This is a genomic window from Nonomuraea sp. NPDC049129 (assembly GCF_040648495.1).
Lineage (GTDB): Bacteria > Actinomycetota > Actinomycetes > Streptosporangiales > Streptosporangiaceae > Nonomuraea.
Genome location: NZ_JBEZDU010000011.1, coordinates 206,679 through 228,762, shown reverse-complemented (window position 1 = coordinate 228,762; position 22,084 = coordinate 206,679). Strand labels below are relative to the sequence as shown.

The 22,084-nt window shown below is 64.2% G+C and carries 13 protein-coding genes; 7 read left to right on the top strand and 6 right to left on the bottom strand.

Translation table 11 applies throughout. The features are described 5' to 3' along the window. Window positions 1-5: 5 nt before the first annotated feature. The 5 genes from AB0B64_RS32625 (at window position 6) to hutI (ending at window position 6,470) form a co-directional block, all read left to right on the top strand. Window positions 6-866 carry a MurR/RpiR family transcriptional regulator gene (locus AB0B64_RS32625; protein ID WP_358181901.1) on the top strand — a complete coding sequence of 287 codons (861 nt, stop codon included), beginning with the start codon at window positions 6-8 and terminating at the stop codon, window positions 864-866. A gap of 69 nt (window positions 867-935) precedes the next feature. After that, on the top strand, window positions 936-2,609 hold the full coding sequence (hutU, locus tag AB0B64_RS32620) for a urocanate hydratase (protein ID WP_358181898.1): 1,674 nt from the start codon (window positions 936-938) through the stop codon (window positions 2,607-2,609). Between the two features lie 29 nt (window positions 2,610-2,638). Continuing rightward, window positions 2,639-3,805, top strand: a complete 1,167-nt coding sequence (locus tag AB0B64_RS32615) for an allantoate amidohydrolase (protein WP_358181895.1) — start codon at window positions 2,639-2,641, stop codon at window positions 3,803-3,805. After that, complete coding sequence (locus AB0B64_RS32610) at window positions 3,802-5,199, top strand: formimidoylglutamate deiminase (protein WP_358181892.1); 1,398 nt, start codon at window positions 3,802-3,804, stop codon at window positions 5,197-5,199. The genes AB0B64_RS32615 and AB0B64_RS32610 overlap by 4 nt, the downstream gene beginning before the upstream one ends. Before the next feature lie 104 nt (window positions 5,200-5,303). After that, on the top strand, window positions 5,304-6,470 hold the full coding sequence (gene hutI, locus AB0B64_RS32605; protein WP_358181889.1) for an imidazolonepropionase: 1,167 nt from the start codon (window positions 5,304-5,306) through the stop codon (window positions 6,468-6,470). A gap of 576 nt (window positions 6,471-7,046) precedes the next feature. Here hutI and AB0B64_RS32600 read toward each other — a convergent pair. Both AB0B64_RS32600 and AB0B64_RS32595 read right to left on the bottom strand, forming a co-directional pair. Beyond that, a complete protein-coding gene (locus AB0B64_RS32600) occupies window positions 7,047-7,304 on the bottom strand; it encodes a hypothetical protein (RefSeq protein WP_358181886.1) in 258 nt (85 codons plus the stop codon). Window positions 7,305-7,559: 255 nt separating this feature from the next. Beyond that, window positions 7,560-7,706 carry a hypothetical protein gene (locus AB0B64_RS32595; protein WP_358181883.1) on the bottom strand — a complete coding sequence of 49 codons (147 nt, stop codon included), beginning with the start codon at window positions 7,704-7,706 and terminating at the stop codon, window positions 7,560-7,562. Window positions 7,707-8,209: 503 nt separating this feature from the next. On the opposite strand from AB0B64_RS32595, the gene AB0B64_RS32590 reads away from it, so the two are divergent. Together AB0B64_RS32590 and AB0B64_RS32585 are read left to right on the top strand one after the other, a co-directional pair. Then, a complete protein-coding gene (locus AB0B64_RS32590; protein ID WP_358181880.1) occupies window positions 8,210-8,449 on the top strand; it encodes a winged helix-turn-helix domain-containing protein in 240 nt (79 codons plus the stop codon). A gap of 814 nt (window positions 8,450-9,263) precedes the next feature. Beyond that, on the top strand, window positions 9,264-10,637 hold the full coding sequence (locus tag AB0B64_RS32585) for a hypothetical protein (RefSeq protein WP_358181877.1): 1,374 nt from the start codon (window positions 9,264-9,266) through the stop codon (window positions 10,635-10,637). A gap of 28 nt (window positions 10,638-10,665) precedes the next feature. Here the strand turns inward: AB0B64_RS32585 and AB0B64_RS32580 are convergent, their stop codons facing one another. From AB0B64_RS32580 to AB0B64_RS32565, 4 genes are read right to left on the bottom strand one after another with little or no spacing between them, the layout of a single operon-like run. Continuing rightward, entirely contained in the window at window positions 10,666-12,408 is a 1,743-nt protein-coding gene (locus tag AB0B64_RS32580; RefSeq protein WP_358181874.1) for a DUF1998 domain-containing protein, read from the bottom strand. After that, window positions 12,405-15,551 (bottom strand): helicase-related protein, encoded by a 3,147-nt coding sequence (locus tag AB0B64_RS32575; RefSeq protein WP_358181871.1) that lies wholly within the window; start codon window positions 15,549-15,551, stop codon window positions 12,405-12,407. Before AB0B64_RS32575 ends, AB0B64_RS32580 begins: the two co-directional genes overlap by 4 nt. Further along, window positions 15,548-17,362: a UvrD-helicase domain-containing protein gene (locus AB0B64_RS32570; protein ID WP_358181868.1), complete on the bottom strand. Its 1,815-nt coding sequence runs from the start codon at window positions 17,360-17,362 to the stop codon at window positions 15,548-15,550. Before AB0B64_RS32570 ends, AB0B64_RS32575 begins: the two co-directional genes overlap by 4 nt. Next, entirely contained in the window at window positions 17,359-22,071 is a 4,713-nt protein-coding gene (locus AB0B64_RS32565; RefSeq protein ID WP_358181865.1) for a DEAD/DEAH box helicase family protein, read from the bottom strand. The genes AB0B64_RS32570 and AB0B64_RS32565 overlap by 4 nt, the downstream gene beginning before the upstream one ends. Between the last annotated feature and the right edge of the window lie 13 nt (window positions 22,072-22,084).

Here is a 22,084-nt window from a genome sequence, read left to right as displayed (position 1 = left end):
GAGCCATGAACACCGACGATGTCGCGCCGGAGGCCCGCTTGCTGCGGCTGTTCGAGGGGCATCGGCTGACCCCCGCCCAGCGGCGGATCGCGCACTGCCTGGTACAGCACGCCGGGCAGGCGGCCTTCCTGTCCAGCGTGGAGATCGCCGAGCTCGCGGGGGTGAGCCAGCCGTCGGTGACCCGGTTCGCGATGACCCTCGGGTACGACGGCTACCCCGCGCTGCGCAAGCAGATCCGCGAGCTCGGCCTGCCCGACTCGGCGGGCCGGGGCGAGACGGGCGAAGGCGTGCCCCTGAGCGAGACCCAGCGGGCGGTACGCACCGAGATCGCCAACCTTCAGCATCTGGCCGACTCGCTCTCGGACATGACGGCGATCGTCAAGGCCGCCCGGCTGCTGGCACCCTCCCGGCCGCTGCTCGTGCTCGGCCTGCGCGCGGCCGCGGCGCAAGCCGCGGGCTGGGCCTACTTCGCCGCCAAGGTCCACTCCGACGTACGCCTGCTCAACGAGGGCGGTTCCATGCTCGCCGACCGCATCGAGCAGGCGGCCGACGCCGGGGCGAGCGCCCTGCTCTGCTTCGCCCTGCCCCGCCACCCCGCCGAGCTGACGGAGGCCCTGTCGGCGGCCAAGAAGGTGGGGCTGAGCGTGGTGACCATCGCCGACAACGCCTTCGCGCCCTCGGCCGACCTCGCCGACGTGCTGCTGCCCGTGCCGGTCGGCACGGAACTGGTCTTCGACACGGCCTGCGCGCCCATGATGCTCGGCCGGGTCCTGCTGGAGACCATGGTCGACGAGATCCCGGGCGCGCAGGCCCGCCTGGAGGCGTTCGAGCAATCGGCGGCATCGCGCGGCTTGTTCACGGATTAGCTATTGACTGAATCTATTCATTCTAGATAGATATGAATGAATAGATGCTCAGAGGGGGAGGTCAGGAACATGGACCAGATCAGCGGTCCGCGCCCGGTTCGGGCTCCGCGTGGCACGACGCTCAACACCCAAGGGTGGCAGCAGGAGGCTGCCCTGCGGATGCTCATGAATAACCTCGACCCCGAGGTCGCCGAGCATCCCGACAAGCTCGTCGTGTACGGCGGCACCGGCAAGGCGGCCCGTGACTGGCGCTCCTACGACGCGATCGTCCGCACACTCGGCACGTTGAAGGCCGACGAGACGCTGCTCGTGCAGTCGGGCCGCCCGGTGGGCGTGATGGCCACGCACGAATGGGCGCCGCGGGTCCTCATCGCCAACTCCAACCTGGTCGGCGACTGGGCCACGTGGCCGGAGTTCCGGCGGCTGGAGCAGCTCGGCCTGACCATGTACGGGCAGATGACGGCCGGCTCCTGGATCTACATCGGCACCCAGGGCATCCTCCAGGGCACCTACGAGACGTTCTCGGCCGTGGCGGCCAAGAAGTTCGGCGGCACGCTGGCCGGGACCATCACCCTGACCGCCGGGCTGGGCGGCATGGGCGGCGCCCAGCCGCTGGCCGTCACCATGAACGGCGGGGTCGCCATCTGCGTCGACTGCGACCCGCGCTCCGTGGACCGGCGCATCGAGCATCGCTACCTGGATGTCAAGGCTTCGTCGCTGGACGAGGCGCTGCGACTGGCCTACGAAGCGCGGGACGCGCGCCGGCCGCTGTCCATCGGCGTGGTCGCCAACGCGGCGGAGGCCGTACCGGACCTGCTCGCGCGTGGTGCGGAGATCGACATCGTCACGGACCAGACGTCGGCTCACGACCCGCTGATGTACCTCCCGATCGGGGTGGCGTTCGAGGACATGGCCGCCGAGGCGGACAAGGACCCTTCCGGGTTCACTGAGCGCGCCCGACACTCGATGGCCCGGCACGTGGAGGCGATGGTCGGCTTCCAGGACGCCGGGGCCGAGGTGTTCGACTACGGCAACTCGATTCGGGGCGAGGCCCAGCTGGCCGGGTACGCTCGTGCTTTCGACTTCCCCGGCTTCGTCCCCGCCTACATCCGGCCGCTGTTCTCCGAGGGCAAGGGCCCGTTCCGCTGGGCGGCGCTGTCGGGCGACGCCCGGGACATCGCCAAGACGGACCAGGCGATCCTGGACCTGTTCCCGGAGAACGAGTCGCTGGCCCGGTGGATCCGGCTGGCGGGGGAGCGGGTCCACTTCCAGGGCCTGCCCGCGCGCATCTGCTGGCTCGGCTACGGCGAGCGGGACAAGGCCGGTGACCGGTTCAACGACATGGTGGCCCGTGGCGAGATCTCCGCTCCGCTGGCCATCGGCCGGGACCACCTCGACTGCGGCAGCGTCGCCTCGCCGTACCGGGAGACCGAGGCCATGCTCGACGGCTCCGACGCCATCGCCGACTGGCCGCTGCTGAACGCCATGGTGAACGTGGCCTCCGGTGCGTCATGGGTGTCCATCCACCACGGTGGGGGCGTTGGCATCGGCCGGTCCATTCACGCCGGGCAGGTCACGGTCGCCGACGGCACCGCTCTGGCTGGGGAGAAGATCCGTCGGGTGCTCACCAACGATCCGGGTATGGGCGTTATTCGGCACGTCGACGCCGGCTACGACCGGGCCACCGAGGTCGCCCAGGAGCGCGGCGTGCGGATCCCGATGCGTGAGGGCGACTCGGCGTGATCGATCAGGTCGAGGAAAATTTTCGGGGGATGTGGCGTGAGCTCCTGCCCGTCGGGCGATATGACGCGACCGGCGGATATCGCCGCCATGCCTGGACTGCGGCCGACGGCGAGTGCCGGGCCTGGTTCAGGGAGCAGGCTCTCAAGAGGGGTTTGACGTACGAGGTCGACAGGAACGGCAACCAGTGGGCCTGGTACGGGGACCCCTCGGCGGGGGACGCCATCGTTACTGGCTCCCATCTGGACTCGGTGCCTGATGGGGGAGCGTACGACGGGCCGCTTGGCGTTGTGTCGGCGTTCGCGGCCCTGGACGCGCTCCGGGACCAGGGCGTTCTCCAGGATCGGGGCGCTGCGGGTGGGCGCCCGTTCGCGATCGTCAACTTCGGTGACGAGGAGGGTGCCAGGTTCGGTGTGGCCTGCGTCGGGTCCCGGTTGATGGCGGGGGTTCTGGACCCGGATCACGCTCGGGCTCTCAGAGACCAGGATGGCGTCCTGCTCGGCGACGCGATGGAGCGCGGGGGGCACGACCCCGCCATGATCGGCCGCGATGACGAGCGGCTCGCGCGCATCGCCGCGTACGTCGAACTCCATGTCGAGCAAGGCAGGAACCTGGGCGACGCGCCGGTCGGCGTCGCGTCGGCGATCTGGCCGCACGGCCGCTGGCGCTTCGACTTCCATGGAGAGGCCAACCACGCGGGCACCACCCGCCTGGAGGACCGCCGCGACCCGATGCTGGCCTACGCCGCCACGGTCCTGAACGCCCGCGAGCAAGCCAGGCTCGCCGGGGCGCTCGCCACCTTCGGGAAGATCTCCGTCGAGCCCAACGGCACCAACGCCATCGCCTCCCGGGTGACCGCCTGGCTGGACTCGCGTGCCGCCGACTCCGCCACCCTCGACACGCTGGTGAAAGAGATCATTCACGAGTCGGGGGCGGAGGTCACTCGCGAGTCGTTCACCCCGGTGGTCGAATTCGACGGGCCGCTGAGGGACCGGCTAGCCGCTCGGCTCGGTGGGGTTCCCGTCCTGCCGACCGGTGCGGGGCATGATGCGGGCATTCTCGCTTCGGCCATCCCCACGGCCATGCTGTTCGTACGGAACCCGACCGGCGTTTCGCACTCTCCCGAGGAACACGCCGAGGAGGCCGACTGCCTCGCGGGCGTGGCCGCTTTGGTCGCTGTCCTGGAGGATCTGCTGTGAACGGCCGATTCTGGGCGAGGTACGCGTGGACGGGCGCGTTGGGGTCCTTGGAGTCCGGCGCGTTGGAGTCGGGCGTCCTCATCGACGTTTCGGCGGGTCGTATCGTCTCCCTTCAAGCGGGCAGCGCTCCTCCCGGCGACGCCGTCGTCCTGGACGGCCTGGTTATCCCCGGGCTGGCCAACGCCCATTCGCACGCCTTCCATCGGGCGTTGCGCGGGGCCACGCAGCTCGGCGGCGGTACCTTCTGGACCTGGCGCGAGACTATGTACCGGGTCGCGGTGCGCCTCACCCCCGACGAGTACCTGGAGCTGGCACGGGCGGTCTACGCCGAGATGGCCCTCGCGGGGATCACCTGCGTCGGCGAGTTCCACTACCTTCACCACGCTCCCGGAGGTGTCGCCTACGACGACCCGAACGCGATGGGAGAGGCGCTCATAGAGGCGGCCGCCCAGGCCGGCATCCGGATCACATTGCTCGACACCTGCTACCTCTCATCGGGGTTCGGCGCTCCACCGGACGAGACCCAGCTCAGATTCAGCGACGGTTCAGGGGAGGCGTGGGCCGAGCGGGTCAGCGGGTTGAAAGAGCGCGATCACGCCCGCGTCGGCGCGGCCGTCCACTCGGTCCGAGCCGTTCCCGCCGACCAGCTCGAGGTGGTCGGTGCCTGGGCGGAGCAGCGGCACGCCCCGATCCACGCGCACGTGTCCGAGCAGCCCGCTGAGAATGAGGGCTGCCTGGCGGCGTACGGCGTCACGCCTACGCGCCTGCTCGCCGACCACGGGCTGCTCGGGCCGCGTACCACCGCCGTGCACGCCACCCACCTGACCGCGCAGGACATCGCGCTGCTCGGCGGCTCCACGACCACAGTGTGCATGTGCCCCACGACCGAACGCGATCTTGCGGACGGCATTGGACCCGCTCGCGAGGTGCAGGCCGCGGGATCGCCGTTGTCGCTCGGCAGCGACAGCCAGGCCGTCATCGATCTGTTCGAGGAGGCTCGGGCCATGGAGCTGAACGAGCGGCTGCGCACTCGTCGCCGCGGCCACTGGACAGCGGACGCGCTCCTGCGGGCCGCCACCGCCGACGGCCACCCGTCCCTGGGCTGGCCGGAAGCGGGCAGGTTGGAGGTGGGCGCGCTCGCCGACCTCGTCACGATCTCCCTCGACTCGGTCCGGACCGCGTCGTCCCTCGGCTCCGTCCGGACTGCGTCTCTTGACTTCGTCCGGGCCGCAGGGCCCCCGCACGGTGTGGAGACCGCCGTCTTCGCGGCCACCTCCGCCGACGTCAGCGACGTCGTCAGGGGCGGCCGAGTGATCGTACGGCGCGGCGTCCACCAGCTCGTTCCCGACGTCGCGGGCGCGCTGCGGCAGGCTCTCGCGCGGGTGGCGGCATGAGCGGGCACGGAGCGGCGGGCTCTCGCGCGCTTGGCGGCCCGAGCGGGCGCGTTGTGGCGGGTTCTCGCGCGGTTGGCGGCACGACTCAGGCGGTTGGCAGCACGATGGAGAGCCTCCTGATCACCGGGATCTCCATACTGGTCACCAACGCCCCCCAGCTGGGTGAGGGTCCGCTCGGGCTCGTTACGGACGCCGCCGTCGTCGTCTCCGGCGAGGAGATCGCCTGGGTGGGGCCGGCTTCACTGGCCCCGGCGGCGGATCGAATGTACGACGCCGCTGGCCGGGCCCTGCTCCCTGGTTTCGTCGACTCCCATGCCCACCTGGTCTTCGCGGGGGACCGGACGGCCGAGTTCGACGCGCGGATGCGCGGCCTGCCGTACACAGCGGGCGGCATCCGTACGACGGTGGCAGCCACCCGCGCGGCGAGCGACGAGGAGCTGTCGGCGGGGGTGGCCCGCCTGATGGGCGAGGCACGGCGGCAGGGCACTACGGTCATCGAGTGCAAATCAGGCTACGGCCTCACCGTCGAGGACGAGGCACGCCTGCTGCGCATCGCCGGTGAGCACACAGACGAGGTGACCTACCTTGGCGCACACGTCGTACCGGCCGACCAAGACCCCGACGCGTACGTGGAGCTGGTGACCGGGCCAATGCTGGACGCCTGCGCTCCCCATGCTCGATGGGTGGACGTCTTCTGCGAGCGAGGGGCGTTCGACGGCGACCAGGCGCGGGCCGTACTGGAGAGCGGCATCAAGCGCGGCCTCGTGCCCAGGATCCATGCCAACCAGCTCACCCATGGACCAGGCGTCCAACTCGCCGTCGAGCTGAACGCCGCCTCCGCCGACCACTGCACCCACCTCACCGACGCGGATGTGGACGCCCTGGCCTCCGGGATCACGGTCGCGACCCTGCTGCCCGGGGCCGAGTTCTCCACCAGAGCCCCGTACCCGGACGCCCGCCGCCTCCTGGACGCGGGCGTGACGGTGGCACTGTCTACCGACTGCAACCCCGGCTCCAGCTTCACCACCAGCATGCCGTTCTGTATCGCCCTGGCGGTTCGGGAGATGGGCATGACTCCTGACGAGGCGGTGGGGGCGGCGACACTGGGTGGCGCGCGGGCGCTGCGGCGTGACGACGTGGGGCGGATAGTCGTGGGCGCGCGCGCCGACCTGACGCTGCTGGACGCTCCCTCCCACGTCCACCTGGCGTATCGACCCGGCGTGCCGCTCATCTCCGCGGTCTGGCTGCGCGGTCGCCAAGCGGTGTCCTGACCTACTCCACGCGGGACTCGCAGGGTCGCGACGACGTGCAGCTCCATCTCTGGGTCGGCCACATAGACAAGCGTGCTGTACGCCGGTCGCGAGTTCGGTCTGCTGGCCACCTATTCCGGGGCCTGCACGGTTGACGTCTCAATAGATCCGGGCTTGAGCCCGGGCGGTCCGGCGCCAAGCCTGTTCATCCCGTGCCCATCGATCGGCCGATCGGGTGAGCGCCCCAGGACATCCTCTTCGGCTGGACACGGCAGGTTTGCGCCGATGCCATGTCCTTGATCACTCGAAATTGCGGAGGCTGATGCCGACGAGGAACATGCACAGGAGCACCGCCAGGCCAAGGATGGCGAAAATCGACAGCATGAGGACAGTGACCATCAATCTGTCCTTCCACGGCTTCGATTTCACCGCCTCATGATCCCATGAGACGAGTCCTTGGTGATCACATACCGCGCAGCATTCTCATCGGCCTGCACTCACGAACCTCAGGCGCGAATGGCCGCTGCTACCGGTCACGCCGGACTCCATGGTCATCCTCACCCTTGCGGCAATGGCCTGATCGCGTACTCAGTCTCGTCAATCGGATCCGTCCTCTCCCAGGGCAGCAGGTCGCAGGTCGTTCCAGTGATATCCGCAGTTCTCAGGAGGAAGGCCCTCGAACGTGTGCAGAGGATCGATTTCCAGGTCACACAATCGCTGCTCTTGCGAATGGGCGTGGTAGGCCAGGGCCTTGTTAATGGCGCTCATCAAGTCGTATGCCTCCACAACCCAGGTGTAGGGCGCCTCTCCGTCGAATCGCTCGATACTCGCGATGGTCACCGTGAAGGTCTCCATCTCTTGTGGCTCCTTCGGTCCTTCGGCGTGCAGCACCATGCGGGCGAGAGCCCAGGTGGAACGGGACCCTTGTTTTGGCGCAGACGGGTCAGCGGTGCCGTGCACACTTACCAGAGGGGCGGGACTCGATCTCAGAGCCCGGGAGCCGGACTGCACCCCCGAGCACGAATTCCGGGATTGGCCCCGATCAAGGATTCGCACTTCGTTGAGGCAGACGCGGCAGACGAGCCCAGGGAGGCGTCCGCCGCGCCGCTCTCACCGGGCCTCGCCTTGGAGAATCTGATCGAAGGTACGTTTGGCGGCTGCGGTCAACGTCCACGCGGTTTCGCGGACTGTGCCCTTCTCCCAGTCCGTACGGCGGACGAAGCCCTGGCCGGCGGCGGCGCACAATTCGTACGTCATTCGGCGGCACTCGCAGGTATGTGAGAGCACGCGGATACGCTGAGCCCGCTGGGTCGGTTCGTACCAGGTCAGCTTGGTATGGCCCGGCTGAGGCGATGCGACGTGCGGACCATGGAAGTCGGGAATCTCATCCCGCCATATCACCAAGTCCGCCCCTCGAAGATCTCGACGAGGTGCTTGAGCGCAACGTCGACGCGAGCCATGACAAGATCGCGGATGTGATCGCCGCCTGGAGGCAGCCGGTAGCCGTGCTTCTCGAGTACGGCTTGGATCTCGGCTGTCAGGCAGGACCCGAATCGTAGGTCTGTGATTGGGTTACCCATGGGTCGGACCTCCCGTGTCCGATCAAGGGCCCGTCTTGGCGTTTGGGTCGCGAGGACGGGCCCGACTCCCTTGAAGGTCTTGCGTGCTCAGGCTAAAGCAAACGTCTGCAAACGTCTGCCCCTGATGGCGAATGTGGGCGAGTGATGGGCCACGGATGCGGACATTTACGGTCTATGTTCATGACGATCGACCATGAGGGGCCGGTACCGCTCTATCGCCAGCTCGCCGACCTGCTGCGGACAAAGATCGCGGACGGCACACTCCCGCCCAACCGGCCGATCCCGACCGAGCAGAGGTTGATGCACGAGCACGAAGTGGGTCGCGACACCGTCAGAAAGGCCATCGCCATCCTGCGAGAAGAGGGCTTCGTCATCGCGATCCAGGGCCGCGGAACCTTCGTAGCGCCCCGTGAGAGCTGACCTGAGCAGTCCTGATGCCCACAGACGAGGGACTCCAAGCACCTGAATGTCGCCGTGGCTCCGGGATGAAGGCCCAGATGTACGTAGGGCTGGTCGAGTTGGACACTGAAGAGCCGTGCGCGGAGTGGGTGCACCAACAAGCAGGAGTCTCATAGCGCGTTATCGTCTTCCGAATGCCGACCTGATGCTGCTCTACGCTCCCTCCCACGTTCATCTGGCTTATCGACCAGGTGTCCTCCCCATCTATGCCGTCTGGCAGCGCGGCCGCCAAGTGGTGTCCTAACCGACTCCACGCAGGACTCGCACGGTCGCGACGACGTCCGGCTCTTCGTTGAAGTAGACGTCCGGTTCTTTGTTGAAGTGGTGGAAGCCGAGGCGGATCCGTCACTCAGGGCGGTGTCAGATTAAACGATCTCATCGATTTCGTTTGGACAGGGGGTAGATAGACGGGAGTCAGATCTGCGGTGTCCAGACCCCAGCCGACGCGGTTCGGCTGCTAGCGCACCGACCGCTCCAGCTCGCTGTAGTCGTAATGGACAGGCACATCGGGGCGGCGAGTGACGTACGGTGGCGCAACACGGCCAGTGGCGGCGCGAGCACGCCGAATATCACCGAACGCGACCGCCGGGCTATGAAGTCGAGCGCCTCACGGTCGGGACGAAATTGCCGACAACCGGCGTGAACCCTTCGTCGGCGAAGTTGCCCGCCAGTGAGCGAGTGTTGCGGGCGTGGGCAGGCGCGGCTCATTCATAACAGTTGCACATGGTTGCTGATGGCGGCAACGATCTCCTCGAAAACGACCTAAGATCGACATATGGTATACGTCTTCACTCTTGCAGCAGAAGAACGCGATGAGATCCATGACAAGCTGACCATCAATCAGTACTTCACCCGTGTTGTACCTGGATCCCTTGATCCGCCGATTAAGCAACCACAACTGGCGCTCATATTTGTCCGCGAAGGCATAAACGGCAAAGAAGAGATAAAGCTCGAATGGCTGGGTGTGGTTATGCAGCCTCACGGAAAGAAGGCGGCGAGCCTAGGTTGCCGGGTCAAGGTAGACGTGATTCGGCAGATGCCTAAGTCCGTCCCACTGCATGTGCTGATGAAATCGGTCGGAGGCAGGTTCACTCCTCGTCTGCACAGTGCGCTAAGGGCACTTACTGTACCATTGGATGAACGAATAAGCTCCGCGGTAGTGCACGCATTGCGTTCGCTGGATCCGAATATAGAAAAGCTTGTTGGATGGCTTGAAAAAGTTGCTAACGCAGATCGGCTTGAGAGCAGCCGGCAAGACGAGCTATGGCGGGAGGAGCGCGATGCTGCACGTCTAGCGATACGCCTAGCGGGATTTCCGACCTCGGCCCTGAGTGCGTGGCAGAGGCCTGATGTAGCAAATGCGCCGTATCTTGCGGGTCTAATTCCCGAGCCTACCGAACAAAGCATGATCGAGCATGATGCTCGAATCTTCGATGGTTGGGGAGGGGGGCGGAGGAGATGCGATATCCATGTTCTCGTTGACGGGCAACGTCGTCTGGAGATCGCCAACGTAAACGCCACTCCTGTAGAAGGGCGGTTAGGGACAGATCTTATCTATTACCACGAGCCCACGCACAGCTTCATACTTGTCCAGTACAAGAGGCTCCATCTGCGCACGAAGTCCATCTACGTGGATGAGCAACTGGAGAGTCAGCTCGCCAGACTTGAGAGCGTTGCCGAACTGAGTCGAGGCCCTAGAGAGCCGCGGGACTGGCGCTTAGGTAATGACCCATGCTTCCTCAAGCTCGCACTTTGGCAGGATAATGATGACCCCCTTGATCAGGGACCGGCGCCGGGCATGTATTTGCCGGTCTCATACGTACGTATTCTTCTTCAAGACCGCTCCAGTCGCGGCCCCCAGGATGGACGCGTCCTCGGGTATGGAAACGTTAGTCGATATCTCGCAAATACTCAGTTCCTTGAGCTGGTCAAGGAAGGCCTGGTGGGTACAGTCGGTACGACGGTGGAGATGCTTCGCAGGCTGGTCACATCTAGAGCCGAGGAGGGATATGGGCTCCTTGCTGCCGCGGAGAGGGGAGAGGAAAGTTCCGCGGATCGACAGAAGAGAATTCGCACGCGAGGACGCTCCACAAAGCGTGGAGAGCTAAAGGTGGAACGAGCAGCCCCATCCACTTCGACCCTTTTCTAGGCGGCACTCGGGCTCCGACTGGTGTGTACTAGGCTCTTGAGAAGAAGCCTAGGTTCGGAGTTTCTTGCGTGCCGAACAGAAGAGCGCGATCAAGAAGGGTGTTGAACTCCTCGCAACTGGTCTCTGGTAGTAGCGCGCATGAATGGCAGGCGGCACGGTTTAGGTTATCTGTGCCACTTGTATCCGATTCAATACATAGAGGGTCAGAGGAGCACCAGGACACTCTCTCCAGGGCTGTATGGATGGAAGTAGCAAGGTTTCCGGATTCGACTTGTGCCACGATGCCGCCGAGGCTTCCGGCTGAGTCACTGGTGGCGGTGTAGATCAGGACGCCGGACATCTTGTCCGACACGTAGAGACGTTCGCGTAGAGACGCGGCGGGATAGCCGGAGTCGAGACTCCATTCATTGATGATCGAATGAGCCAACGTGTGGATCATGACCAGACGCGGTGTGATCTCCCTGTCTGGAGTCAGGCCGAATCGAGCGAACCGCCCTCGGTATGCAGAGTCGATCGGAGCGACCCGTGCTCCAACCTCAGCTCGTGACTCCCAAGCGATCAGTCGAGTGGTGTCCAGACGCAGGAACACTCCTTCGCCGATGACCTCGATTGCCGGGAGCCAGTCAGGGCGGTTCTCGGCGGTGTAGAGCGCCGCTCGGCCGTTCGGGTTGTCCGCGCTCGGCGCCGCGAGGCGACTGAAGCCCTTGAGAACGCGAACCTCGCGTAACCGCTTGACCCGCATCACCTGGCTGATGCCATGTTCCGTCGCGACCTTGTCGTCGAGCCACGGTACGCAGACGAAGTCCTGCTTTCCGGGCTTCTCCTCAGTCGTCCTGGTCAGAGCCTGATACTCCTCCAGCTTCAGCGCCGGCTCGGAGCCGTCTGAGAGGCCAGCTTCGTCCTGACGCCGCCGCTCAACCGCCTGAATGATCTCCTCCATGCTGTACAAGCGATGGTTCGTGAGGTCCAATTCTTCGAGACGCTCGCGGAGGTCGGGAGCCTTCCGCAGGGACTTCCAATTGCGTTCGACGAGCTTCTGAACGCCTTCCGACCACGGGGGGATGGAGAGAGCGGATCGCACATCGGAGAACCAGACTCCGGATGCACCACGCTGCATCGCACGTGGGAGCTCCTCACAGTCCTCCTCGGACACGTCGCCCAGCCAGGGACGCCTTCCCGCGCATGAAGCTATGCCCTTCAGCGCGCCCTTACGGAGAGCCCCTTCCATCGTCACAGGACGAACTCCGCAGCTGCAGGAGATCTCAATATCGCCGAGCGACGCGCTGCGACCCGTCGCCTTGAGCTTCAGGTCATGATCGCGGCTCTCCCCACCCGCAGTGGTGGCGCCCTTATGCAGCCAGCGGAAATAGGGAAAGTCGTCGATGTGGCCAGCGGCACAGCAGACGACGAACCTGGAGGGAACCAACTCCCGATCGCATTCCTTGCACTTGGCCGGGCTACGAGTGGCGCCGAAGAACCTTGCCTTCGCCAGCCTGTTGCACTCCGGGCAGGACTGAACCTCCGGGAACCGAATGACGGGAACGTCGCCATACTTGTCGCTGTCAGAGGCAGGGGGAAGCCGGAAGCATTGAACGCCGAGTTCTCTCTGAAGCCGACGCTCGTGGATGGTCTGATCGTAGGGACCCAACTCAGACCACCGATCAAGTCCGGCGACCATGAATGACTCACTGCCTACTGCGATCAAGGAGCCCACCCCGTAGGTGGTGATCAGCTGGGCGCGGCGTACGCCCCCAATAGGCTTCCCCTTCACCGTGTTCCCCTGTCCAGGTAGATGGTGGACTCCACGTCGACATCCCGCAGACTCCACAGAGTCGCGAAGGAGTCCGCGATTTGATCATCCGACTCGTCCCAGCGGCCGGCGTCGACCAGCAGTCCAGGCTGTCGATAGGTGCCGTAGATCAGGCCGGGGTTTGCTTCCGCAGCCTCATGCCACTGATGGATGATCTCGTCGATGTGCTCAGCTGTCATCTCTCGCTCGGACTGGCCCGCCACTCGCTCCACCCGATCCAAGATCTGTTGACGAATCTTGCGAAGATCGTCTTCGAAATCGGCAATGTACCCTGCGCCCTCCATTGGACGTGCCATGGGGATCAAGAGCCGGGCGAGGCCGACGATGGCCGCGTGCAGGCCACGATCGCGGGCACGTGCGGAGAACGGTGTGACACTGGTGGCTTCCACCTGCCGATACAACGCGGAGTGATAGGTGATGAAGTTCTCGTAGTGCGATCGGTCCCTGGACCTGGCCGCGTTGAACAGGGTGACCACGAGTCCGGGCCACTTTCGGCCTACACGACTCGTTGCCTGGATGTACTCAGAAGTGGACTGGGGCTGGCCCATCATCACCATGAGGCCGAGACGATCGACGTCCACGCCAACGGAGATCATGTTGGTGGCGAGGATTACACCGAGTGCATCCGGGTACGGCGCGGCCATGTCCTGAAGGTGACCGGGAATGGCGCTGGACGGCTCTCGACTTGTCAGTTCGATGTCACGGCCGATGTCCCGTCGCTTCTGGCTGAGCGTCTCACTCAGAAGATCGAGTCGATCATTGACGTCGTCCTGTACCTGGAGCTTCGCGCCCCCCAGTAGCCGCAGGCTGTTGAAGTACCCCAGAAGGGTCCAGTACGCGTCGCGCACGGTGTCGTCCCCTTCGATCGCCTGGGCATGGTGAAGAAGCGCCGCGTAGACCCGCACCATCAGGCTCGTCTGGCTGGTCGCGGGGGCCATAAGCCCGATGTACCGTCTGTTTGCCTTACGCGTGGGCGAAGCCTCGACGGAGAAGTAGGAATCGCGGGCATCAATGCCTGGCGGTGGGAACTGTTCGACCTTGCGGTCGAACAGTGCGCGGCCTTGTTGTACGGCGCGGCGAATCGTGGCCGTCGACGCCACAACCTTGGGACGGCGACCGATCAGATCGATGGCGGTTTCGTACAGGCCTGCCAGGGTTCCCAACGGGCCGGAGATGAGGTGAAGCTCGTCTTGAATGATCAATTCAGGCGGCGGTTCGGCGCTCGAATGATTGAAGAGATTTCCGATTTCAGGCTTCCACGGAAGGCCGGCGAACTTGTCGGAGGTCGCAATGATCAATGTTGGCCGGGCAGCGTAGATGCTCTCGTCCACGACATGGACGGGTAGTCCGCTGGCGAAATCACATCCGCTTGTCTCGCAGGCGATGACCACCCGATCGTCCGAGATCCTGTAGTTGTAGTGATCAAGTGCGGTCCCACACCAGGGGCATGAGCGGATTTGAACGGGGTTCTCTTCCTGGACCTCTTCGTTCTTGGCCAACCTACGTAGCGCGCGCTTGGCCTCGTCCAAGGTGTTGGGCGTGGATCCGCGACCGACCCACATGCCGATGGAGATTTCTGTCGGGCCGAGGCGTTCAGGTCGATCCAGCCGCAGTCGCTCCATGCAGCACATCAGCAGGGCCGCGCGTTCGAACTGTTGGACCGTGAGAAGGCGGAGCGTATAGCGCATAAGAACAGTCACCCCGCCTCCATTGAGCGGATCACGGAGACGCCTGAGGAAGGTAGCGAAGGCGATCAGTCCCAGGTACGCCTCGGTCTTTCCACCGCCTGTGGGGAACCACAGCACGTCGGCGATGTCGCGATCGTCTGACCTGTGGTCGGCTATGCCCTGTAGCGAGAGGAGCATGAAGGCGATCTGGAACGGTCGCCAAACACCCACGGATTCATCGGGCGAAGTGGTTCCTTTCTCAGAGGACTTTAGCCACTCCGTCCGAGCACGCTGCATGGCCATGGCCTGATTGGCCAGCCGGAACGCTTCCATCGGGGTGGGATCCACGGAGTTCGCCAGGAGTTCGATCCCCGCGTCCATCCGGCCGCAGACTGCCTTGCAGCGCTCCAGATGCTCCACAGCGGTCTTCTGTAGCCTGTCATCAAAGATGCTCCGGGCCTGTTCCATTCTGTGTTCGATCCAGCGCCGATATCCTGACGTCAGACCCTGTAGCGCGGAGATGACCTCTGCGTCGGATGCCGTCGCTAGACGATGCATCCCAAGGCTTTCTGTGTCGATCGTTGGATTGGAATCAGCCAGTCGTAGATCGTACGTAGGGACGAAGGTGGTGCGGATCCAGCCAGCGGACGGCTTGGCTGCCATGTCATTGATGGCAATGTCTGAGGGCTCCCACTCCACTGCGCAGCCGTGGCCGGTGGCGAAGATTGGCGCATGGCGGTAGAGCAGACGGTACGAGTTGAGCTCCTCGTCCGAGTCTGCTGAGCCGAGCGAAGGACGCTCTACGAACGGGGACGAACCATCCGTTGCTCTTACGGTAATGCAGGGTTGGAAGAAGGCGGTCGCATCACGGTCGGCGCTGTTTGCGGACGCCTTGAACGTATTGATCAGTGCCAGCGTGACAGCGGCTACTCCGTCCGCGTTGGCCTGACGCACCCGTACGAACAGTCTCAAGTTGTTCATGAGCCGGATTGGTTCTGGCTGATTGGCCACGGAGACCTTGATACTTGGGGGTGCTATCGAGATGGGCTCACGTTGCCAGGCTTCCTCCGCTACCGAACTGGTCCTACTGCGCCGGCCTTCGGCCGCAGCGGGTACATAGCGAGCCGCTTCCACCTCGACGACGATCGAGTCCGCTGCGGTGGTGTCGACTGAGAACGTCATTCCCATGGATGACGGGTATCTGACGTTGGCCATGGTGACGGCAGGGTCGGGGGCATCGGTCGGATGCCGGTTCTCGAGTTCTATGTCCGGGTCGTCGTCGACATTCTCCTCCGACTGAGGGAAGAGGACGCCTGCCGCGTACTTGGTGATCGGAGGGTCCGTGATCACTTCCTTGGGTGACGATGGGCCGATCAGGTCACGCTCCAACCGTGCCGCTAACTCGTCGCGAAACACGTAGTGCTTGTCGAAGCTCACGCCTGCTCCCCAGCCCAATCGAAACGGCCCAGTCCTGTGATCCGCGGCCGCAGCCATACACCCGACCATCCAAGACCGGCGTTGACACCGGCGACTTCGCGACCGATCACGGTCTCCACACTGTCTACTCGAAGCTCCTTGATGCCCAAGGGCAGTCTGCGATCACTTCCTGGAAGAAGCGTTCGTAGCGCCTTGGCGAAGGTGTCGGTGGTCACACCGATGCGCCGACCCTCATGCTCCAGGGCGTATCTCGGGACGTCCTCAGACGAGAAGCCCGGGACCTGAGCCAGTATGACGGGGTCTCCGCTCCGTACTGTTGTGGCCAGGTACTTCTGGATCTCTCGCGGGTCGTCTTGAAATCCGACCGTGCCGGCGGGGTCCTCGGCGTGCACGTCGTCGGGGCGGATCTCCATGCCGAGGCGGTGTCCCGCTCTGAAGCCGAGTTCGGCCCACCGTCCGTCGTGCAGCTGCTTGAGCTGTCCTGATGACAGTTTCGTGACAGGCTTCACGTACATCAGCAGATCACGGGGACGTGTCATCGCGACGTACAGCAGTCGGGCGCGCTCGGCCTGCTCTATCGGATCGTCGTCCGGTGCCTCACCCGGGTCGACGACGATGACCTGCTCGAACTCGAGCCCTTTGACCCGATGGATAGTGGAGACGGCGAGTGGCTCCGACGGCTGCTGAGTGAGCTCGTCGGGAAAATCTCCACGCGACAGCCTTCGACGGACGGCTGTGAGATCAAGCGTCTCGTCACGCCGGTTCGGATCCATACGCTGAAGGAGGCCCCACGCCTCCTCAGGATCAGCGCCGGATTCCCGCACAACTGTCAGGACTGAGTCCTTCGCCGGTTGCTTGGAATCGAGTTTGAGGAAGAGAGCACTCACCCACGCAGGGAGAACCTTGTCCTGGGCGGCACGCTGAAGGCGATGCCTTACGCCAAGCTCATGAAGGCGCCTGGAGACCAGGAGGACTTCTTTGTTGCCCCGAGACAGCAGCGCCGTGGGTGCTGTCATACGTGCCATGACCGGGGCCGCCTGGTCCAGCGTGCCGAGTGAATCACCGGACAGGAGGACGGTTCTGAGGTCACGCTGGATCTGAGCGAAGGGCGCGTCGACCTTGCCCAGGGCGGTGCCGAAGGAGAGCGCAGCCCTGGCTTCCGGTTCCCGGGCGCGGAAGTTGCCCTCGAGCGTGATCTCCACAAGGTCGTCGGTGAAGCGCCTGCGCACGTCGTCATAGAGCCGGGCTGCGCCCGCCAGGCGTTCCTGTGGATCATCAAGTTGGAAGCCGTAAATCCCTTGCGCAGGATCGCCCAGGAGAGTGAAACCATCAAGATCGGTACTGAGGAGAGCTTTGACCAGCTCAGCGCGATCGCCGACAAGGTCTTGCACCTCATCGACGACGAGATGACGTACTTCACCGATCAACTCGGTGGTGTCCGGGTCTTCCTTTATCATGCGGGTGGCCGCCTGGATGCGTTGATCGAAGCCTTGTCGTTGCCATGGACCGTCCGGTGCGACCTCAGACAGTAGCCATGTCGCGTAGGAGTCGAACGTCCGTACGTCGACTTGCGCAACCGTGGAACCATAACTGATGAGGCGATTGCGGATCTCGCGGACGGCGGCACGAGAGAAGCTCAGGACCAAGAGCTCGGCGGGTTCAAGTGCCTCTTCGTCGCAGAGAAATGCCAGCCGGCGGGTCAACGAGAACGTCTTGCCCGTTCCAGCAGGAGCCGTCACCAGGAGGCAAGCGGACGCGGGCGCCTCGACGACACGTTGCTGCGCAGCCGTCAGCTTGACCTGGTCTGTCATCGTCTCTTCCACAGGTATTCGAATTGGCGGAACGCGAGCTCTTCACCGTATTGGACGATGTTGTCGGCGACATTGATGATGAGGCACTCCTCCTTGCCGCCGTTCAGAGGGCCGCGAATGCCCCGGCCGATCATCTGCTGGTAGACGTTGGGGCTGTACGTAGGTCGTGCGACAAGTACTGCCCGCGTCGCGGGGGCGTCGAATCCTTGGGACAGGACGTTGTAATTGGCAAGCACTCGGATCTTGCCCTGGCGGAACTGCTCGATCGCATGCCGGCGCTGACCAGGGTCGGTGTCACTCGATACGGTGGCGGCGGAGACCTCCTTGCGAGTAAGAAGTGCCGCCATGGTCTGGGCATGATTGACGGACGTGGCGAAGAGCAGGATCGGCCAGTCGTCCGGCAAGCTAAGGATCTTGTCGATCAGAATTCGGTTACGGATGGTGTCATGGCCGAGTCGCTCCTCCGCCGATGCCGGCAGACGACGCAGTTGAGTGAGGGCGTCTCGCTCCCGTGCGCTGAGATCTAGCTTGCCGCCTGGCAGTTCCTCGTGTCGGACCCGGGCCAGCACTCCGAGCTTCTGCAGGGTGGCATACGGCTCACTCCCTAGGATATCCGTGCCGTCCCGGTGATGGTCGAGCCGGTTGCTCCCGTAACGAGCCACCAAGCGGTGCGTTTCTTCCGTATTGGTCCCCCGGAAGGGTGTTGCGGTCAAGCCGACCAAAGGGCATCGAGATCGATGCGGCGTCAGACCGAGAGCGGCCAAGACCTGCGTGTATCGCGGACTGATCGAGGTGTGGGCCTCGTCAACGATGACAGCTTGAGCCTCGCGAAGCCACGCGTAGCCGTCAGCCTCGATGACCTTTTTCAACTTGGCATCTGTGGCGATGACGAGGTGATAGCCCTCCTCCACAGGGTCTGCCTCGTTGGTGGTCCACAGCCTGCTGATGGTCAGTTGCTGGGCGGGACCTGTGTGGCGCCATACCATCTGCCAGGTCTGGACCGCCTGCTCGCACAGCTCATCCGTCTGTGCCACCCACAGCACCGGGACGGAGACGGCCTCGGGCGGGAGCGAGCGCATTCGGCGGATTATCGCCTCGACGGCGACCCGGGTCTTGCCCGCCCCGGTGGGCAGACTGAGCATTCCTCGTTGGGAGGGTTTGCTCTGGAGGGTTTCCAGAATTCGGCCGACCATCAGCTCTTGGTACTCATGCAGAGCAGGGAAATCCACCGGGCCCTGCACAGTGAGCACTGGGTCGAGGCCAGGCTGTCGGAAGCCGGCGTACTCGGCGGGAAAACCGAGATCGGCTACGAATGCCTTCGCCGGATGGTTACCGGTCATCTGTGTCGGTACAGGGAAGCCGCGATCCTCCAGTTCCTGACGGAAGTCCCGCAGAATGCCTGAGCCGTACACCGCAAGTGCCAGCTCCGCGATGGTTCGGTCGTCGACGGGACCTTCCTCAGCCTCGACGGCGTCGACCAGGCCGTACGGTAGCCGTTCCCGAAGCACGTCGACACTGAGCATGGCCACGAGTTTGTCTCTGAGATCCGGCAGCTCCCTGACCTTGACGATCTGCTGGTCTCGCTGGATGTCCGTACGGTGCTGGAGGACCTGCCGACAGCGTTCTTCCGAGAGCCCCAGCTTGAGGAGTGCGTTCAGCTCCCGGAGCAGGTCCAGGTCATCGCCGCTGTCGCGCCAGTAGATCGTTTCTTCGCGTCGGCCGATCTCGACAGGCTCCGATGTCTGACCCGACGGTGTGCGGATAAGCTGCTCCAGGGCCTCACAGCGCAGCAGATGCAGGCCGCGCAGCGGGCGTCCAGGCTCGAACTTCAGCTGGGGGAACACATCCTCGAGAGGGATCGGCCGACCTGGGTAGGTCGCACGGAGCTCGGTGATGTAGACCTCATCGAACGTCTTCATTCCCCATTGGGACACAAGCTGGGCGACGTCGTCCGATCTGGGAACCAGCAAAGCCGCGATATCGCCTGCCATGAGACGTCGATATTGGTTCTGATCCGCAGTGGCGACTGCGTTCGCAGGAGGACAAATAATCCACTCCTCGCCCTGCTGGCAGCGGATCTTCGGTGGGGTGCTCAATTGAGTGCTGGCCAGCGCATAAAGCATGCCGAGCTCCACAGGCCTCTCGTTCTCGAGAGCCTGGTTGAGGAGAGACAGCCAGAGTGCGCCCTTGATCTCCTCAAGGGTGTTCGCGAGACCAAGGGCACGTGCAAGGCCGGGGTCGATGTCGGCGACCGGCAGCACGCGAGCATGGTCCCTCAAGCCAGGACCGACGCAGTCCGAGGTGCGACGGACGCCCATCGAGGTAGCCAGTCTGCCGCGCTGGGCAATGGTCCATACCAGCGGTGACTGAATGGGCAGGGCCGCGTCATCGGGGCGAGTAAGTGCGTAGACCGACCAGGTCGTGACCATTCCAGCGGTCGGAAGGTTCTGGATGAACCTAGAGCGCGCCGCGGGCGTAAGGCCGAACAGAAGCCCTAGGTGACCGGCGGGATTTGCGCCTGAGACCACGATCTTGCTGTGCTGCGGCCTGCGATCGCCGGAAGGAATGGACTTGTAGTACAGGTCGATCATGCTCGATCGGTACTCGTCGAACCAGGCAGCCGGCGAAGGATCCACGTCGGCACTCGGGATGTCGGACATGCCCAACTGGCGCAGCATGACCATGTCATCGTGGTGGAAGTCCTCGTCCACCACGAAATCCCCGTCGTCGGGACTCCCAGAGGGGATGACCGCCCCAGGGAGCAGGCAATCGCTCATTCGTTTGTAGACGCCAGTACGTGCACGGACCTTGAGATCCGCGACCACGCCTCGGCTGATCAAGTGTGCAACGGCGCGCTCGGCGCCTGTAGCCCGGGCAAGCAGCCACAGCCGGTCCCAGTCGGGTCCCCTATAGAGGGCGAAACCACCCGAGACGGCCGCGGAAAAGCGGCCGAAGGCGTCTGCCTCCCTGATACCGAGAATGTCGAGGAATCGAGAGGCGGCTGGATCGTTTTCCAGCTCTGGGTGGACATAGACGGTGCCCTCAGTGGAGGGGTCCATTGGCGAACGTCGGAAGACCTTCCCCTCCTGAGGGGGGACGAGTCGTCCGTCCGCCGTGCGCAAGACCGCAGACCTGAGCGCCTCGTGCTTGTAGGGGTGGTTCTCTGCAGCCATCTCCGCCACGATGGACAACGCAACAGCTGAGGCGGCTGCGGAACCGTCGGAGACCAGTGCCTCCATCCACTCCTGGACGGTGGCTGCCTTGCCCCCCGCCTCCTCGATCAGCGTGTCGGCACGGGATCGACGGGTCGCCGTCCTTTCGACGGAGGGATGACACCATGCGACAGGGCGACCAGAATAGGTGGCCCACCGCTCCACCCAAGTCATCCAACGTCGCCCGTCATCGGTCGCCGGCGTCTTCGGATGGATCCTCATGTCTTTGGGGCTTTGGAACACCCCCTCCTGATCAGGTAGCGAACGGTTGCGCGCCGCCTCCGTGCGGATCAGTTCGGTGAGCCGATCGTCAGCCCAGTTACGGGCCTCTCGACCACGCCCAGTGATCAGCTCCAGTGGCTTCGCGGGATCTTCCGACGTGGCGAGATTGGGTAAGGAGGCCACGATCAGGCGCGCGGCCTCCTTCATCAGTTCCTGATTGAAGACGTTACCTTTAAGGATGTGCTGGCGGTCCTCATTGGTTTTCCACGCAGCATTCAGGACACCACTCAAAGTAGTTTTGTACTCCGTCGGAAAGAAGGCCCAGAAGGTGCCCTCCCGCTGCCATCCGGAGTCTGGCACAGCCCATGCGATGGGAACTGCGACACGATTGCGATATTCGCCGGCATCGGCCCACGCCTCATCGGAGAGCCGGGAGTAGCTCTCGAAGACTGACCATTCCAGGGGCTCCGCTTCGATGCCGTTCTCAATGAGCCGGAGCGAGCGGCGAATACCTTCGCCCCCTACGATGATCTCCTTGTGGTAAGGCTCGCCTCTGCGATCTTCCAGGATCACGCGTCCGGCGTGCGGCGAGAACACCGCGAACACCTCCGGGAAGTCCCGCAGCTGCTCGGACAGGTGGTCGGCGACGCCGTCGTTGCGGAGAGGAAGCTTGATCACAGTGGCGGCCCAGGACATCAGTTCGTCCAGTATCACGTCCGACATACGCTCTTGGTCGGCGTCAAGTAGATGAGCGATGCGTAGAACCGGTGTGGGGCCGGACGCGGGAATGTGTTCCAGGATTCGGGCACGAGCGCGGCTCGCAGACCATCCGAAGGAGCCGCTGCGACTGAAAAACTGCGGCTGGTCCGAGACGCTCAAGACGGACTTGAACCCCACGCCGAATCGCCCGATCTCTGCACCACGCTTATGAGATAGGTGCGAGGCCAGAATGGTTCGAGCTCCCTCAGGGGTAACCGGATTGCCACGATTCGCGCAGTACAGCGTTTCCGCCGTCAGAACCACGTGAATCAATCCGTCCGGGGCGGACCGAAGCTCGTCGGCGCCGTTCTGGATCAGCTCGAAGAGCTGCCGGGTTCCATAACCACCCTCCCGAACGGACGTCTCGATGTTCGCGTGTTCCTCGACCAGATCGGTGTTGGCCACGTAGGACTTGAGGCACGCCTCAGATTGGTTCAGGACAACCTGGGCTACCGGGCTGTCCTTGCCCGCCCAATCGGAGGGGCCGGCATGCAGGGCATCGTTGGGACTGACCACGTGGATCTGCTCT